The sequence below is a fragment of the Luxibacter massiliensis genome, from assembly GCF_900604355.1.
Classification (GTDB): domain Bacteria; phylum Bacillota; class Clostridia; order Lachnospirales; family Lachnospiraceae; genus Luxibacter; species Luxibacter massiliensis.
The window spans coordinates 2,732,815-2,747,821 of the sequence record NZ_UWOE01000001.1 but is presented as its reverse complement, the minus strand read 5'-3'; the positions used below and the strand labels follow the sequence as shown (position 1 = coordinate 2,747,821).

14 protein-coding genes are annotated in these 15,007 nt (G+C 45.5%); 11 read left to right on the top strand and 3 right to left on the bottom strand.

The features are described from left to right. The first annotated feature begins 20 nt into the window (after positions 1-20). The 5 genes from EFA47_RS12595 (at position 21) to EFA47_RS12575 (ending at position 7,563) form a co-directional block, all read left to right on the top strand. A complete protein-coding gene (locus tag EFA47_RS12595; protein WP_122643600.1) occupies positions 21-797 on the top strand; it encodes a DeoR/GlpR family DNA-binding transcription regulator in 777 nt (258 codons plus the stop codon). 285 nt (positions 798-1,082) lie between these two features. Next, the gene (locus EFA47_RS12590) at positions 1,083-3,161 is read left to right on the top strand and encodes a glycogen debranching protein (RefSeq protein WP_122644531.1); all 2,079 of its coding nucleotides are present in this window, start codon (positions 1,083-1,085) and stop codon (positions 3,159-3,161) included. A gap of 11 nt (positions 3,162-3,172) precedes the next feature. After that, positions 3,173-4,036 carry a radical SAM protein gene (locus tag EFA47_RS12585; protein ID WP_122643599.1) on the top strand — a complete coding sequence of 288 codons (864 nt, stop codon included), beginning with the start codon at positions 3,173-3,175 and terminating at the stop codon, positions 4,034-4,036. Between the two features lie 28 nt (positions 4,037-4,064). Continuing rightward, positions 4,065-5,795 (top strand): ABC transporter ATP-binding protein, encoded by a 1,731-nt coding sequence (locus EFA47_RS12580; RefSeq protein WP_122643598.1) that lies wholly within the window; start codon positions 4,065-4,067, stop codon positions 5,793-5,795. Position 5,796: 1 nt separating this feature from the next. Then, positions 5,797-7,563, top strand: coding sequence for an ABC transporter ATP-binding protein (locus EFA47_RS12575; protein WP_122643597.1), 1,767 nt, complete (start codon positions 5,797-5,799; stop codon positions 7,561-7,563). A gap of 30 nt (positions 7,564-7,593) precedes the next feature. Here the strand turns inward: EFA47_RS12575 and EFA47_RS12570 are convergent, their stop codons facing one another. Next, positions 7,594-7,968 (bottom strand): DUF3783 domain-containing protein, encoded by a 375-nt coding sequence (locus EFA47_RS12570; RefSeq protein ID WP_122643596.1) that lies wholly within the window; start codon positions 7,966-7,968, stop codon positions 7,594-7,596. Between the two features lie 249 nt (positions 7,969-8,217). Between EFA47_RS12570 and EFA47_RS12565 the strand changes: the two genes are divergently transcribed. The 4 genes from EFA47_RS12565 (at position 8,218) to nrdR (ending at position 11,026) form a co-directional block, all read left to right on the top strand. Beyond that, on the top strand, positions 8,218-8,991 hold the full coding sequence (locus tag EFA47_RS12565) for an ABC transporter ATP-binding protein (protein WP_122644530.1): 774 nt from the start codon (positions 8,218-8,220) through the stop codon (positions 8,989-8,991). A gap of 1 nt (position 8,992) precedes the next feature. Next, entirely contained in the window at positions 8,993-10,189 is a 1,197-nt protein-coding gene (locus EFA47_RS12560) for an ABC transporter permease (protein WP_122644529.1), read from the top strand. A gap of 82 nt (positions 10,190-10,271) precedes the next feature. Beyond that, complete coding sequence (locus EFA47_RS12555; RefSeq protein WP_122643595.1) at positions 10,272-10,526, top strand: YlmC/YmxH family sporulation protein; 255 nt, start codon at positions 10,272-10,274, stop codon at positions 10,524-10,526. A 50-nt stretch (positions 10,527-10,576) separates the two neighbouring features. Further along, the gene (gene nrdR, locus EFA47_RS12550) at positions 10,577-11,026 is read left to right on the top strand and encodes a transcriptional regulator NrdR (RefSeq protein ID WP_122643594.1); all 450 of its coding nucleotides are present in this window, start codon (positions 10,577-10,579) and stop codon (positions 11,024-11,026) included. Between the two features lie 93 nt (positions 11,027-11,119). Here the strand turns inward: nrdR and EFA47_RS12545 are convergent, their stop codons facing one another. Both EFA47_RS12545 and EFA47_RS12540 read right to left on the bottom strand, forming a co-directional pair. Beyond that, on the bottom strand, positions 11,120-11,392 hold the full coding sequence (locus tag EFA47_RS12545) for a DUF6092 family protein (protein ID WP_122643593.1): 273 nt from the start codon (positions 11,390-11,392) through the stop codon (positions 11,120-11,122). After that, positions 11,382-11,915 (bottom strand): nitroreductase family protein, encoded by a 534-nt coding sequence (locus tag EFA47_RS12540; RefSeq protein WP_122643592.1) that lies wholly within the window; start codon positions 11,913-11,915, stop codon positions 11,382-11,384. Before EFA47_RS12540 ends, EFA47_RS12545 begins: the two co-directional genes overlap by 11 nt. Positions 11,916-12,428: 513 nt before the next feature. Here EFA47_RS12540 and EFA47_RS12530 point away from each other — a divergent pair. Beyond that, positions 12,429-13,973 (top strand): ABC transporter substrate-binding protein, encoded by a 1,545-nt coding sequence (locus EFA47_RS12530; RefSeq protein WP_122643590.1) that lies wholly within the window; start codon positions 12,429-12,431, stop codon positions 13,971-13,973. 80 nt (positions 13,974-14,053) lie between these two features. After that, positions 14,054-14,992, top strand: a complete 939-nt coding sequence (locus tag EFA47_RS12525; RefSeq protein WP_122643589.1) for an ABC transporter permease — start codon at positions 14,054-14,056, stop codon at positions 14,990-14,992. The last annotated feature ends 15 nt before the right edge of the window (positions 14,993-15,007 follow it).

The window sequence follows — 15,007 nt, the reverse complement described above, 5'->3', positions numbered from 1 at the left end:
GAGATATGTGAGGGATTCACTTGGGCAAGAAAGATGAAAGATTGAACAGGCTGGTAGAGATTTTAGAACGGCAGAATGGAGTTCCGATCCGGGAACTTGCAGTGATTTTAGATGTCTCTGAGATGACAGTGAGAAGAGATTTGGAAACTCTGAAAGCAAGAAATATTATTCTGGATATTCCTGGCGCGGCGGTATTGAATACCCAGCGCATATCTGGGGAGGAGGAAGGCTACCTGCTCTCAAGGGCCACCCGGGCCCATATGAAAGAGAAAGAACGGATAGGCAAATATGCAGCATCTTTGATTGAACAGGATGACTGTATCATTATTGACAACGGATCCACTGTGGAATATCTGGCGGATAATATTGCAAGAGATACCAAGCTGACAGTATTCACATGTAATCTGAATATTCTGAACAAAATCTGCAATAATCCTAATATTTCCGTTATTTTTGGGGGCGGTTATTATCACCCGGATACCACCCTGTTTGAATGTCCGGAGAGTATCCAGCTCATTAATAACGTGCGGGCAACGAAGGTATTTGTGTCAGCAGCGGGAGTGCATGACAGTATGGGAGTTACCTGCATGAATAATTATGAATTAAATATAAAACAGGCGATTATACAGTCCGGCGCAGAGAAGATCCTGCTGGCGGACTCCAGCAAATTTGGAGTAATCAAACCATGTTTCCTGACAGACCTGGATATTTTTAACCGGATTATCACGGACCGGGAGCTGCAGCCGGAGTGGGAGGAACTAGTCAGGGCAAAAGGTATAAAACTGGAGATGGTATAAAGGCCTGCAGCCAGGAAAGACACTTTGCCAGCCAGGGGATTTGTAAGCGGTGGCATACTTTGTTTTTAAGAGATATGGCAGCAGTTTGGCCAGTCTGTATTCGATAGCATATACCCGGGGGCACACCTGAACATAGGCCCTTGGGTATATTTTCATGTGCAGATGATGCTGGGGCGGGCATGCCCCTGGTTGGGATATACTGACAGTGTATAAAGCGGGGAGGTGCTGTTTTTGAAGTTGTATAGTCAGAAGGAACTGTCTGGGCATCCAGCCTGGTCAGAGCCTATGGGTGAGATTGCAGGTTATTTGGTGCGTCCGGGATTATTTGATGTAAATGGGGCCATGGCTTTGCAGTATGGAGTGAATTTTACAGTACATACACATGAGGGGACTGGATGTGAGCTACTATTGTTTAAGAGAGGGGAAGATGAGCCATACGCAGTCCTGCCCTTCCCTGACACATACAAGATTGGGGATGTGTACTCTATGATTGTATTCGATTTGGAAATAGAATCTTTTGAGTATGCGTACCGGATTGATGGGCCATACAGGCCCGAGAAAGGATTATTGTTTGACCCTGGAAATATTCTCCTTGACCCATACGCCCGGGTAGTGGCTGGACAGAGGATCTGGGGAGAGAAGAAAGAGGGCCCCTATCATGCAAGAGTTGTCAAGGATGTGTTTGACTGGGGAGATACGCCGCAGCCATTGAAAGAAATGAGTGACCTTGTCATATATGAGCTTCATGTGAGAGGATTTACGCGCCATGCTTCCTCTGGGGTGGAACATAGGGGGACTTTTTCAGGACTTATGGAGAAGATTCCTTATCTAAAAGAACTGGGGATTAATGCAGTAGAGCTGATGCCGATTTTTGAGTTTGACGAGACAGCAAATTCCAGAGAGTTTAATCATGAGAAGCTATTAGACTATTGGGGTTATAATACAGTCGGCTTTTTTTCTCCTAATACAAGTTACACCGCCACAGTAGAATATAATCAGGAAGGTACAGAGCTAAAGGCGCTGATCAAGGCCCTCCATGATAATGGGATTGAGGTTATCCTGGATGTTGTTTTCAACCATACAGCGGAAGGGAATGAAAAGGGCCCTGTTTTTTGCTTTAAGGGTTTTGACAATCAAGTGTACTATATGCTGACACCTGACGGGAACTATTATAATTTCAGTGGCTGCGGCAATACTTTGAACTGTAACCATCCGGTTGTCAGGCAGTTAATCCTGGAGTGTTTAAGATACTGGACTGTAAGCTACCGCGTAGATGGGTTCCGTTTTGACCTTGCCAGTATCCTGGGAAGGAATGAGGATGGGTCACCGATGAATAATCCCCCTTTGCTTGAGAGTCTTGCCGACGATCCGGTCTTAAGTAATGTAAAGCTGATTGCTGAGGCCTGGGATGCAGGAGGGATGTACCAGGTAGGCAGCTTTCCTGCAGGCAGGCGTTTTGCAGAGTGGAATGGGAGATACAGAGATTCGCTGAGGTCCTATCTGAAGGGCGGGAATTGGGAGGCCTGGAATACAGCCTGGAGCATTGCAGGGTCAGGAGATTTATATGGCGGGTTTTATACGGAATATCAGGGAGAGTATGCAGGGTATAATTCCTGTGTGAATTTTCTGACATGCCATGACGGCTTTACTTTATATGACTTATATGCCTATAATGATAAACATAATGAGATGAACGGCTGGAATAATACAGATGGAAGCAGTGATAACCGGAGCTGGAACTGCGGCGCTGAGGGGGAGACAAGCGACCCTGAGGTGCTGAGCCTGCGTTTCCGTATGATCAGAAATGCCTGTGCTATATTGATGTGCAGCAGGGGCACGCCGATGTTTCTGGCAGGGGATGAGTTTGGAAATACACAATATGGGAATAATAATGCTTATTGCCAGGACAATGAGATTTCCTGGCTCGACTGGGGGTTACTGGATAGAAATAAGGAACTGTTCCAGTTTTTTAAATTTATGATACATTATCGCCACAGACATCCCATTATACGCAAAAAAATGCCTGACGCAGTCTGTGGCATGGACGGCATCCATGCCCATAATATCGACGGGAACGATATGAATATTCCAAAGGATACCCGCACCTTTGCCATCAGTTTTGCAGGATATGATAAAGAGAAGGGCAAAGATGACATCGTATATGTGGCGGTTAACACATACTGGGAGGATGTATCTATTACACTGCCTGGCCTTAACAAAGCAGGCGCCTGGTATCTAAGCGTCAATACTTATGGGGACGAGAACGGGTGTTGCTGCTACAGTGAGGGGGATGAAAGGCGTGTGGAGAGTAGCTTTGTGATGAGGCCGCGGTCAGTGGCAGTGTTTACGGTGAAGGAATTTTAGGAGGGATAGATATGGAATATGAGGGACAAATTTGCCGGGGACCCATGGAAAGAGGCTCTTATATGCTGCCCACAGCAGTGGGGTGTTCCTACAATAGGTGTGCGTTCTGTGTACTTTTTAAGCATTTAAAGTACCGTGAACTTCCCATGGGGCAGATTGAGGAGGAGCTAAAACGGGTCTGGAGGCTTGGGGGAAGTCCTAAACGGGTATTCCTTGGCGATGGAAACGCATTTGGAAGCCAGATGGAGCGCCTGGTAGAAATTCTTTCCCTAATCCATCAGTATTTTCCCGAATGTGAAGAGGTAAACATGGATGCCACAGTCACCAATATACAGGACAAAACCGATGAGGAACTGAAGCTGCTCCAGAAATTAGGGGTCAGGCATCTGTATCTGGGGATTGAGGGAGGGTTGGACGATGTACTTTGTTTCATGAAGAAGGACCACACATTGGCGCAGGCATATGAACAGATCGGCAGGCTGAAAACTGCGGGACTGCTCTATGATGCACATATGATGACAGGAGTGGCAGGTAAAGGAAGGGGCATTGAGAATGCTGAAAGGACAGCAGAATTTTTTAACCGGACCCGCCCATTACGTATTATTAATTTTTCTATGTTTTTACATAAAGACGCCCCTCTGTATCCAGAGATCCAGGCCGGCAATTTTGTGCCTGCAGATGAGTTGGAGAACTTAAGGGAAGAATTACGGCTTATAGAACTTTTAAAGGCAGAAACTTTCTATGATGGTTTCCATGATTATATTGAATTCAGGGTGAAAGGAAGTCTGCCTATAGAGAAAGAAAAAATGCTGGGGAAACTGCAGAATATGATTGTAGTTTATGAGAATAAGGCCTCAGTTACAGCAATTGTTTAGGCTGTTATTTTTGTAGGAGGAAAGAGAAGTGAGAAGATTACTGCCGTTTTTAAAAGACTATAAAAAGGAGAGCGTGATAGGTCCGCTGTTTAAGCTGCTGGAAGCCACATTTGAACTGATTGTGCCGCTAATTATGGCTCAGATTATTGATGTGGGGATCAAATACCGTGATACGGCTTATATTTGGAAGATGGGCGCTGTTCTTGTGCTCTTTGGCGTTCTGGGACTGAGCTGTTCTCTGTGCGCCCAGTATTTTGCGGCAAAAGCGGCAGTGGGGTTCGGCACAAAACTCCGCCATGCATTATTTTGGCATATTGAGCAGCTTTCCTATGCAGAAATAGATAAGGCAGGAAGTTCTACTCTGGTGGTAAGGATGACAAGTGACATTAATCAGGTACAGTCGGGGGTGAACCTGGTGCTGAGGCTGTTTCTGCGCTCCCCGTTCATTGTTGTGGGAGCCATGGTTATGGCCTTTACAATTGATGTGAAAACGGCAGTTATATTCTTAATCGCAGTCCCTCTTTTGTCTTTTGTCATTTACGGGGTGATGATGATCACGATTCCCCTGTACAGAAAGGTACAGCGGGGATTGGACAATGTACTCCTATCTACCCGGGAGAATCTGGCCGGCGTCCGTGTAATCAGGGCCTTTCGTACCCAGGGGGCGGAGCAGGCGGAGTATGAAGAGAAAAATAACGCATTGATGGCCCTACAGATGTTGGTTGGGAAGATTTCCGCCCTTTTAAATCCCATGACATATATATTGGTAAATCTAGGAATTATCGCTGTAGTCTGGTATGGGGGCAGTGCTGTTGATACAGGCCGCATCACACAGGGAGAGGTTATTGCCCTGGTAAATTATATGTCGCAGATATTACTGGCGTTGGTGGCATTGGCGAACCTGATTATCTCTTTTACTAAGGCTGTTGCTTCGGCGGGCAGGATCAATGAGATATTCGACTTGCAGCCAGGGATCAGGGATGGATGTAGGCGAGTGGAGGATAGCGGGCGAGGCACATGGCAGGTGGAGATGAAAGATGTGACATTTTCTTATCAAGGAATTAAGGAGCCGGCCCTGTCACATATCACATTTTCTGCTGGGGCTGGGGAAACAATTGGGATCATTGGGAGCACAGGCTCCGGGAAATCTTCACTTGTCAGCCTGATACCAAGGTTTTATGATGTGAACGCGGGGGAAGTCCTTATAAATGGGATAGATGTCAGGGAGTGGAAGCTGGAGGAACTAAGAGAATGGGTGGGCATGGTACCCCAGAAGGCCACGCTGTTCCATGGTACTATCCGTGAAAATATGCAGATGGGAAAGGAAGGCGCCTCTGACAGGGAAATTATAGATGCCTTGAAAACTGCCCAGGCCCTGGAAGTTGTGGAGGCAAAACCGGCAGGCCTGGATACTGTAATCAGTGAAGGGGGGAAGAACTTATCTGGGGGGCAGCGGCAGCGGCTGACGATCGCCCGCGCACTCGTGAGGGAACCTGGTATCCTGATCTTGGACGACAGCGCCTCGGCTTTGGATTTTGCCACAGACGCCAGGCTTCGGGAGGCCATCTCAGAGAAAACATCAGGGATGGTCGTGTTTATTGTATCCCAGAGAGCCGCGTCTATTATGTACGCGGATAAAATTATTGTGCTGGATGATGGCGAGATGGTGGGGTACGGGACCCACAGGGAACTGATTGAGGAGTGCCCGATTTATCAGGAAATTTGTTATTCCCAGCTTTCGAGAGAGGAGGTGTGCTGATATGTCCCAGAATGGCGGGAGTACAACCCGGAAGATATTGGCGCTTATAAAACCATATTTTGCATATCTTCTATTATCCTTGATTTTTGCAGTAATTTCAGTTCTGCTTACTTTGTACGCACCGATTCTTACAGGCGATGCAGTGGATTATATTATTGGCAGAGGTAAGGTGGATTTTACAGCTATATTCCATATTATAAAAGTACTTACGGGAGTCATTTTAATTACAGGCGCTGCCCAATGGCTGATGAATCTGTGCAATAATACAATTACCTACAGAGTAGTAAAGGATGTGCGGACAAAGGCATTTGAAAAATTACAGATCCTGCCCCTGAAATATATTGACAGCCATCAGTATGGAGAAATTATCAGCCGGATTATTACAGATGTAGAACAGTTTTCTGATGGGCTGCTCATGGGGTTTACACAGCTTTTTTCCGGCATTGTGACAATTGCGGGTACGCTGGTTTTTATGCTGTCCATTCATGTAAAGACGGCGCTGGTAGTTATTTTAATTACGCCCCTTTCACTGTTTGTGGCCAGCTTTATCGCAAAACGGACATATACAATGTTCAAGGCACAGTCAGAAGCAAGGGCGGCAATGACATCCTTGGTAGATGAAATGATAGGGAACCAGAAAGTGGTACAGGCTTTTGGCTACGGGAACCGCGCGCTGAAGCAGTTTGATGAAGTGAATGAGCAATTGAAAACTGTCAGCCTGAAGGCGATTTTCTTTTCGTCTATTACTAATCCAAGCACCCGTTTTGTAAATGGCCTCGTATACACAGGGGTGGGTATTGTAGGCGCCTTTACTGCGATGTCAGGGGGAATGTCTGTGGGGCAGCTTTCTGCATTTTTAAGTTATGCAAACCAGTATACAAAGCCGTTTAATGAAATTTCCAGTGTAGTAACTGAGCTGCAGAATGCTTTTGCCTGTGCAAAAAGAGTGTTTGATTTTATAGAAGAAACACCAGAACTGCCCGATGGAAAGGATGCTGTGGTAATGGGGAAGGCAGACGGAAGGCTGCGCCTTCAGGACGTTTCTTTTTCGTACCGGAGAGAAGTGTCCCTGCTTACACATCTGAACCTGGGCGTAGAACCAGGGCAGAAGATTGCTATTGTGGGGCCCACCGGGTGTGGTAAGACGACTCTGATAAATCTTCTGATGCGCTTTTATGATGTGGATGGAGGGCAGATTCTCGTGGGAGCTGAGGATGCTGCAGAAAAGAAGGAATATGATATACGGGATGTGACAAGAGACAGCCTGCGCGCCAATTATGGGATGGTGCTGCAGGAGACCTGGCTGAAGGCAGGGACCGTTGCAGAAAATATTGCCTATGGGAGGCCAGAGGCATCCCGGGAAGATATTATAGCTGCAGCAAAGGCGGCCCATGCCCACAGCTTTATAAAGAGAATGAGAGATGGTTATGACACACGGATCCAGGAGGATGGAGGAAGTTTGTCACAGGGGCAGAAGCAGCTTTTGTGTATTGCCAGAGTCATGCTCAATCTTCCGCCGATGTTGATTTTGGATGAGGCCACCTCTTCTATTGATACTAGGACAGAGATTAAGATTCAGGAGGCCTTCCAGCGTATGATGGAGGGCAGGACCAGTTTTATTGTGGCCCACCGCCTGTCTACTATCCGTACGGCTGATAAGATACTGGTTATGAAAGATGGAAATATTATAGAACAGGGAACTCATGAAGAACTTATTGGGCAGGGTGGTTTTTACAAGAAATTGTACGAGAGCCAGTTTGCCCATTGACAGGACTAATAAATGAAAAGCTATGAATCATTAGGGATTCATAGCTTCATGTTCACGGCGTATCTCCTCAAAACATTCTGAGGCTGTCCACAGCTGATTAGTAGGCGTTAAGACAGCCTTGTAGGGGAGCGGGCCTGCCCCACATCTGCGCAGTGCGGCAAGAGCCTGGTTTAAGCGTCTGTCGTCAAAAAAAGCAAAAACAATCATAGTGTCCGGCAATTCTTCCCCATTATAAGGGGTTTCTGCACGGACTATATCTTTTAAACCCGCCAGCGCTCCCAAAGGCTGGCTATACTCTTCCGGCTTGATATATTTCAGCCTGATATGCAGAGGGAAAAGTGCCATTTCGATTTTCAGGCGCTTTTCCTTTTCTGGTATATGGAACAATAAAATAGTTTCTTTCATGAAATATCCTCCTTATTTTTCCATTGTAGCCCATTTTAATAATTTAGGGAAGGGGCAGGCAGAAAAGTAGTTGACAAATCCACATAATAGATATATAGTTGTACTAACACAATAGTACAAAAATGTTGTGGAAAGATGTTTTTGAACAATATTTTTAGAGAAAGGAAAAATTCACAAATCCTGTCACAGATATGGATTTGTGTCCCGCAAATACAGACTTTTCTGTTATTGCCGGGAGCGGTGCCAAATATGATTGAGATTAAGAATCTGACGAAGGTCTACAAGCTGAATAAGAAGCAGATGAAGGAGTCAAAAACCACAAATCCTATAAAAACTGCTGTGGATGACCTGAGCCTGAGTGCCCGTCCGGGAGAGATATATGGATTGCTTGGCCCAAATGGAGCAGGAAAGACAACAACACTGCGGTGTATTTCTACTATTATTAAACCTACTAAGGGAGAAATCTATGTGGCAGGGCATGAGGTACAGAAGGAGCCGGAAAAAGTCCGGGAGAGAATCGGTTTCCTGACAGGGGACATTAAGCTGGACCCCCAGTTTTCTGTGGACTATATGTTTGATTTTTTCGGGAAGCTCCATGATATCCCCGAGGACAGACTGAAAGCCAGGAAAGAAGAGCTTTTCACATATTTTGGCATTCAGGATTTTTCCCACAAAAAGATAAAAGAACTTTCTACAGGAATGGCCCAGAAGGCTGCCATTGCCGTATGCCTTGTCCATAATCCGGACATTGTTATTTTTGATGAACCCACCAATGGACTGGATGTAGTGACAGCGAGAAGTGTGACAGATTACTTGAAGAAATTGAGGGATGAAGGAAAACTGGTTGTCATCTCGACTCATGTTATGTCCGAGGCAGAGAAAATCTGTGACAGGATTGGAGTAGTGATTGACGGCTGTAAGGTGGCTGAGGGCAGCTTGGAGCAGATTCTGCACGAGACCGATGCAGAAGATCTGGAGGATGCTTTTTTTGAACTTTACAGGAGTAAAAAGGGAGGGAAATAAGATGGGCGGCATCAGGCAGATATGTGGTAAAGAACTGGCGAGAATATTTAAAGATGGGAAGATGGTTTTTTCTGTTTTTATTCTACCTGTGGTGATTATGGTTGGTATTATGATGCTGGTGAGCAATCTCAGCAGCAGCCAGGAAAAGGATGTGGAGGCGCATAAATCGGTGGTATATATACAGAACATACCGGAAGGGTTTGAGGACTACCTTCTAAAGTCAGATAAAGAATGTAAGGTGTTTGAAGCCAGTGACCGAACCCAGATTGAGAACTTTTTGCGAGAGGGGGAGGCAGACCTGCTGATCGAATTCCCAGAAGGGTTTCAGGATGCAGTGATGAATTACAAGGCAGGGGATGAGGTACCCCAGGTTAAAACATATTATAATCCGTCGGAGGATTATTCCCGTGCAGCTTACGATAAAATTTCAGCGGGAGTGCTGGAAGGGTACAGGCAGATGCTTTTGGCAGGCCGCGTGGATGATATGGAAGGACTTACAGTATTTACAGTCAATTCCGACAATCCAGATATGATTATACAGGATGAGGAGAAGGCCGGAGGGAAGGTGCTGGGTTCTATGATCCCTTACTTTGTAACCATACTTCTGTTTGCCGGAGCCATGGGAATTGGCACAGATATGGTAGCCGGAGAGAAAGAAAGAGGGACGATGGCAAGCCTTCTTGTATCCCCCATCAGGAGGAGTTCCATTGTATTGGGGAAAGTTTTCGCCCTGATGATTATTTCTGGTGTATCCTCAGTGGTGTATGTGGGGGCGCTGGTTGCATTTATGCCTCAGATGATGGGGGGCATGGGCGACGGTATAAGCTTAAGCCTGAGCGCGGCCCAGATAGCAATGCTGGCAGCGCTGTTGATTGCCATTGCCTTTTTATATTCAGCTATCATTGTATTGATTTCCGTATTTGCTAAGACAGTGAAGGAGGCCAGCTCCTATGTAATGCCGGCTTACATGCTGATTTTGGTGCTGGGGATTACTACAATGTTTACAACAAAGACGCCCCAGCAATGGCTTTATGCAGTTCCGGTGTACAATACTTCACTGACTCTGCAAGGCATTCTGACCCAGGAGGTGACTGGGATGCAGTATGGGCTTACTCTTGGGGTGACTTTGCTTTTAGGGGCCGTGCTGATTGTAGTTATTGCCAGGGCATTTGAAAGTGAGAAAGTAATGGCCATATAATACACAGAATTTAGGATACCTGCATACAGTAACAGTAAGGAGAGCTGCCGCTGTATGCAGGTATTTTTGTGTGGTGAAATAAATGAGATTATGTGAATTGAGAGAAAAGGAAGTTATTAATGTATGCGACTGTAAAAGGCTGGGATGTATTGTAGATGTAGAGATTGATATCTGCGAGGGAAGGGTGGAGGCCATCGTCATTCCGGGGCCTGGGAAAATATGCGGATTCCTTGGGACAGACGGGGAATACGTCATCCCATGGCACTGTATTAAGAAAATAGGGCCTGATATTATTTTAGTAGAAATCAGAGAAGAAAAATTTTTGCAAAAGTACTAGTTATTGTGTATAATTAAAAAAAATAAACGGCAGAAAGGCGGATTAAATCTATGAAGTGTCCTTATTGCGGCCATCCAGATACACGGGTAATTGACTCCAGACCTGCGGAGGATAAGAATTCTATCCGCAGGAGACGCTCCTGTGACGAATGCGGAAAGCGCTTTACTACCTATGAAAAGGTCGAGACAATTCCGCTGATTGTAATTAAAAAAGATGACAACAGAGAACAGTATGACCGATCTAAAATTGAGGCTGGAGTTTTGAGCGCCTGCTATAAAAGGCCCGTCCCTGCTTCCGAGATCCAGAAAACCATTGATGAGGTGGAACTGGAGATCTTTAACCGGGAAGAAAAAGAAATACCCAGCAGTGAGATCGGTGAGATTGTCATGGACAAGCTTAAAACACTTGATCCAGTGGCGTATGTCAGATTTGCTTCTGTCTACAGAGAATTTAAGGATGTGAATACATTTATGGCAGAGCTGAAAGAATTCTTAGAATAGACAGCAGGCAGAAGAGTTTACTGCCTGGAAGTTTACATACAGGGTCCGGACCACTGGCGGACAGAGGGTTAGGCCCTGTATGTAAACGAAAGGTTAAATAAAATCTACCAGTTTAGCAGAAGCATCCTGCAGCATTTTATAGAAGCCTTCCTCATCGGAAGTGCTTTTTTGTTTGCCATCTTCTATAATGGAGATAAGTTCTGCAAGATGTTTGTCATCCTGGGAGTCTGCAAGCAGCAGTCGGCACAGCCGTTGTGCTGCCTCGATCATGCGCAGGGGTCCATAGATATGGGGTTCATTTTCCAATCCCGAGGCACTTGTTACCATATAGATTAAAAGCTCAAGTAAAGCATCTCTATGATTCATTGTCTTTCCTCCATCCGTTAAAAGTTACGACTTCCTCAAGCTTTTTCCTGCGGGGAATCCGTGGCTCTCCATCTGGCCACCCAATGGAGAGAAGCAGTTCTATCCGGTATGTATCCGGGAGGCTAAGGATCTTACGCACAGCGGCATCATTATAGGATTTGACTGCACAGGTCCCAAGTCCTTCCTCCTGTGCCTTTAACATGATATTTTCAGCGGCCATAGAGGCGTCCATCATACAGCCATAAATCTCGGAATTACGGGAACCATGTTCAAGGGCGTAGGCCATGTCAGAACATATAATAAGGATGATGGGCGGATTGCCGCTTAATCCTGGACTGAATAGACTGATTTTGCCCACAAGTTCTTTTTCTGTGAGGAAGATAAACTTCCAGGCCTGGAGATTACTGGCACTTGGGGCCAGGCGTCCGGCGTCAGCCAAACGAAGCAGGAGGTCATGCCCTACTGGAGTATCTTTGAACTTCCGTATACTCCTGCGGGTGTTGATAGCTTCTGTTACATTCATAGTTAATACCCTCTCTTTCGTATAATATTTGCGTATGCCTTGCTGTCAAAGTCTGTTTTCCTGTACTTATTGAACTACTAATATTCAATGAGGCCTAAGAACCCGGAGCCAAGGGAGTTTTGGGGTTAGTGCATATAATATACCGTTGGTGTATTCCTGCGGGCAACCAGCCAGGCGGACATGCTCACATGTCCAGCTGGAGGCTGCCGGGAGGGTCTGATGCCCCGGTGCCTGCATTGCTGCCAGTGTGCTGTCCCGTATGCTCGCATCAGGGCCTTTGACTAAAATTTTAAGGGATAAATAGTATAATGTCAATGAATACACCTCCCTAACAGGAGTATATACTTGTGTTTCATAAGTACGGATTGAATTGTCCGATTTTAAAGGTCTGTATGGGCAGCCAATGTATAGGCAAAAAATTGTATGTGATGAAATACTTGCCAATATCAGATAAATCTTATAAAATATAATCGACAAATTAATAATGAAGGTTATTTGAAGAAGGAGACAGACATGAAAAGAAAGGTAACAGGAATTCTTTTAGTGCTTTCAATGGCTGTAACTATTGCACTGAGCGGATGTTCAGGTGATAAGGATAAGGCATCGTCAACCACGGAGAATAAGCTTTCAGGAAACCCAGTCGAGGGAGGGAGTATCAGGGTAGGTATTTCCCAGGATTTAGACAGTCTTGACCCACATAAAGCAGTTGCGGCAGGAACAAAAGAGGTTTTGTTTAATATTTATGAAGGTCTGGTAAAACCAGACAAGGATGGTAATTTAGCCGAAGCCGTAGCCAGCAGTTATGTAATTTCTGATGATGCCAAGGTATATACATTTACCTTGCGCGATGGGGTGAAATTCCATAATGGGAACGACGTGACGGCGGAAGATGTGAAATATTCGATAGACAGATGCGCTGATACGTCAAATGGGGAACCGTTAGTATCAGCGTATTCTATTATCGAGAGTGTCAATATTTTAGATGACAGGACAGTGGAAGTCCGTCTGACAGAGGCGAACACAGAATTCCTTGCCTATATGACGACTGCAATTATCCCGAAGGATTATAATGAACTTGAGACGATGCCGATAGGGACAGGCCCATTCAAGTATGTATCACGCAGTCCTCAGGAAAATGTAATTTTGGAAAAGAATCAGGATTACTGGGGAGATAAAGCACATTTGGATGAAGTGGAATTTAAGATTATAGCTGATGCGGATATGCTCGTTACAAATTTAAAGGGTGGATCTATTGATATGGCTATGCGTTTAACTTCAGGCCAGGCAGCGGAATTATCGGATGGGTTTCATATTGAAGAGGGAACCATGAATCTTGTGCAGGCATTATATTTAAATAATGCAGTGGAACCGCTGAATAATGAGAAGGTGAGACAGGCGCTCTGTTATGCAGTCAATCCAGATGAAATCATGGATTTGATAGCCGATGGAAAGGGCGTGCGTATCGGAACAAGTATGTATCCCGGCCTGAAGAAATATTACGATGAAGAATATGCGGAGTATTATGAGCAGGATTTTGACAAGGCGAAGAAGCTTCTGGAGGAAGCAGGATATCCCGACGGATTTGATTTGGAAATCAGCGTATGCTCTGCAGACCAACCCCATGTGGATACGGCTCAGGTAATTGCGGAGGAGTTAAAAAATATCGGGGTCAATGTAAAGATTAATCCCATGGAATGGGAGACATGGCTGGAAAAAGTATATGCAGGGCGGGACTACCAATCCACTGTGGTGGGGGTGGATGCCTCTAACCTCTCTGCCCGTGCCATGCTGGAACGCTTTACATCTGATGCAGAAAACAATTTTATCAATTTCAGTGATACAGAATACGACCAAAAATTCAAAGAAGCTGTTTCTGCCATAGACGAGGCAGAACAGATACAACTCTATAAAGAAGCAGAGGGCATACTGGCAGAGCGCGCTGCCAGCGTATATATACAAGACCTTGCAAACCTGGTTGCCATAAGCAATAAATACGATGGATATACATTCTACCCATTGTATGTGCAAGACATGGCGGCAATATATATGGTGGAATAAGCCATTTAGGTACAGGTCTTGAGTAGATTTAGGACGTAACAAAAGTGCAAAAGGTTACGTCCTGAAACAGGAGGGCAAGTATGAAGTTTTTTATAAAAAAATTAACAGGTCTTATAATCGCATTATTAATTGTCAGCATACTGGCCTTCCTGGCATTTGAGATCATCCCCGGTGATCCGGCCAGGTCCATCCTGGGGACGGAGGCTACTGAGGGGAAGGTCCAGGCCCTGCGGGAGGAGATGGGGTTAAACCGTCCCCTGCCGCAGCGTTATGGACAATGGGTAAAAGATTTCCTGGCAGGGGATATGGGGGTGTCATATTCCTATCAGGTTCCGGTAAGGGAGATGATAGGGGATAAGATTCCGATAACGGCCGCTTTGGCCTTAATGTCATTTGCATTTATATTGTTATTTTCCATACCGGTGGGTATTCTGAGCGCCCGGTATGAAAATGGTGTTTGGGACCGCATTTTTCTGGTTTTGAATCAGGTTATTATGTCTGTCCCCCCATTTTTTATTGGGATTGTTTTGACAGTGCTGTTTGGCCTGACTTTTAGACTGTTTGTCCCGGGAGATTATGTATCCTATACAGATAGTATGAGTGGGTTCCTCAGTTATCTGATATTTCCGTCCATAGCCATTGCACTTCCGAAAGCAGCCATGACGGCCAGGATGCTGAGAAGCTCTTTGCTCACCCAGATGCGGCAGGACTATGTAAGGACAGCCAGGAGCAGGGGAAACAGTCCCTGGCGTATATTGATCAGGCATGTCCTTAGAAATGGCATTCTTCCGGTGGTGACATTCCTTGGGATCGTGATGGGGGATATATTAGCAAACAGTATTGTAGTAGAGCAGGTTTTTGGAATACCCGGCCTGGGGCGTACGCTGATATCCGCTATCTCTAAACGTGATTATCCGGTGGTGGAGGCTGTAATCGTCCTGATAGCTGTGGTGATACTTGTAATTAATCTGATTGTGGACCTGCTGTATCAAAAGTTGGATAAAAGGATTGAAATATAGGGGGTGCAAGTTGAA

Excerpts from the sequence above, each read along its gene's own strand:
- EFA47_RS12540 (WP_122643592.1), bottom strand. The coding sequence starts at position 11,915 with ATGAATGTAACAGAAGCTATCAACACCCGCAGGAGTATACGGAAGTTC.
- EFA47_RS12585 (WP_122643599.1), top strand. The coding sequence starts at position 3,173 with ATGGAATATGAGGGACAAATTTGCCGGGGACCCATGGAAAGAGGCTCT.
- EFA47_RS12545 (WP_122643593.1), bottom strand. The coding sequence starts at position 11,392 with ATGAATCATAGAGATGCTTTACTTGAGCTTTTAATCTATATGGTAACA.
- EFA47_RS12570 (WP_122643596.1), bottom strand. The coding sequence starts at position 7,968 with ATGAAAGAAACTATTTTATTGTTCCATATACCAGAAAAGGAAAAGCGC.
- EFA47_RS12565 (WP_122644530.1), top strand. The coding sequence starts at position 8,218 with ATGATTGAGATTAAGAATCTGACGAAGGTCTACAAGCTGAATAAGAAG.
- EFA47_RS12590 (WP_122644531.1), top strand. The coding sequence starts at position 1,083 with ATGGGTGAGATTGCAGGTTATTTGGTGCGTCCGGGATTATTTGATGTA.
- nrdR (WP_122643594.1), top strand. The coding sequence starts at position 10,577 with ATGAAGTGTCCTTATTGCGGCCATCCAGATACACGGGTAATTGACTCC.
- EFA47_RS12575 (WP_122643597.1), top strand. The coding sequence starts at position 5,797 with ATGTCCCAGAATGGCGGGAGTACAACCCGGAAGATATTGGCGCTTATA.
- EFA47_RS12560 (WP_122644529.1), top strand. The coding sequence starts at position 8,993 with ATGGGCGGCATCAGGCAGATATGTGGTAAAGAACTGGCGAGAATATTT.
- EFA47_RS12555 (WP_122643595.1), top strand. The coding sequence starts at position 10,272 with ATGAGATTATGTGAATTGAGAGAAAAGGAAGTTATTAATGTATGCGAC.
- EFA47_RS12525 (WP_122643589.1), top strand. The coding sequence starts at position 14,054 with ATGAAGTTTTTTATAAAAAAATTAACAGGTCTTATAATCGCATTATTA.
- EFA47_RS12530 (WP_122643590.1), top strand. The coding sequence starts at position 12,429 with ATGAAAAGAAAGGTAACAGGAATTCTTTTAGTGCTTTCAATGGCTGTA.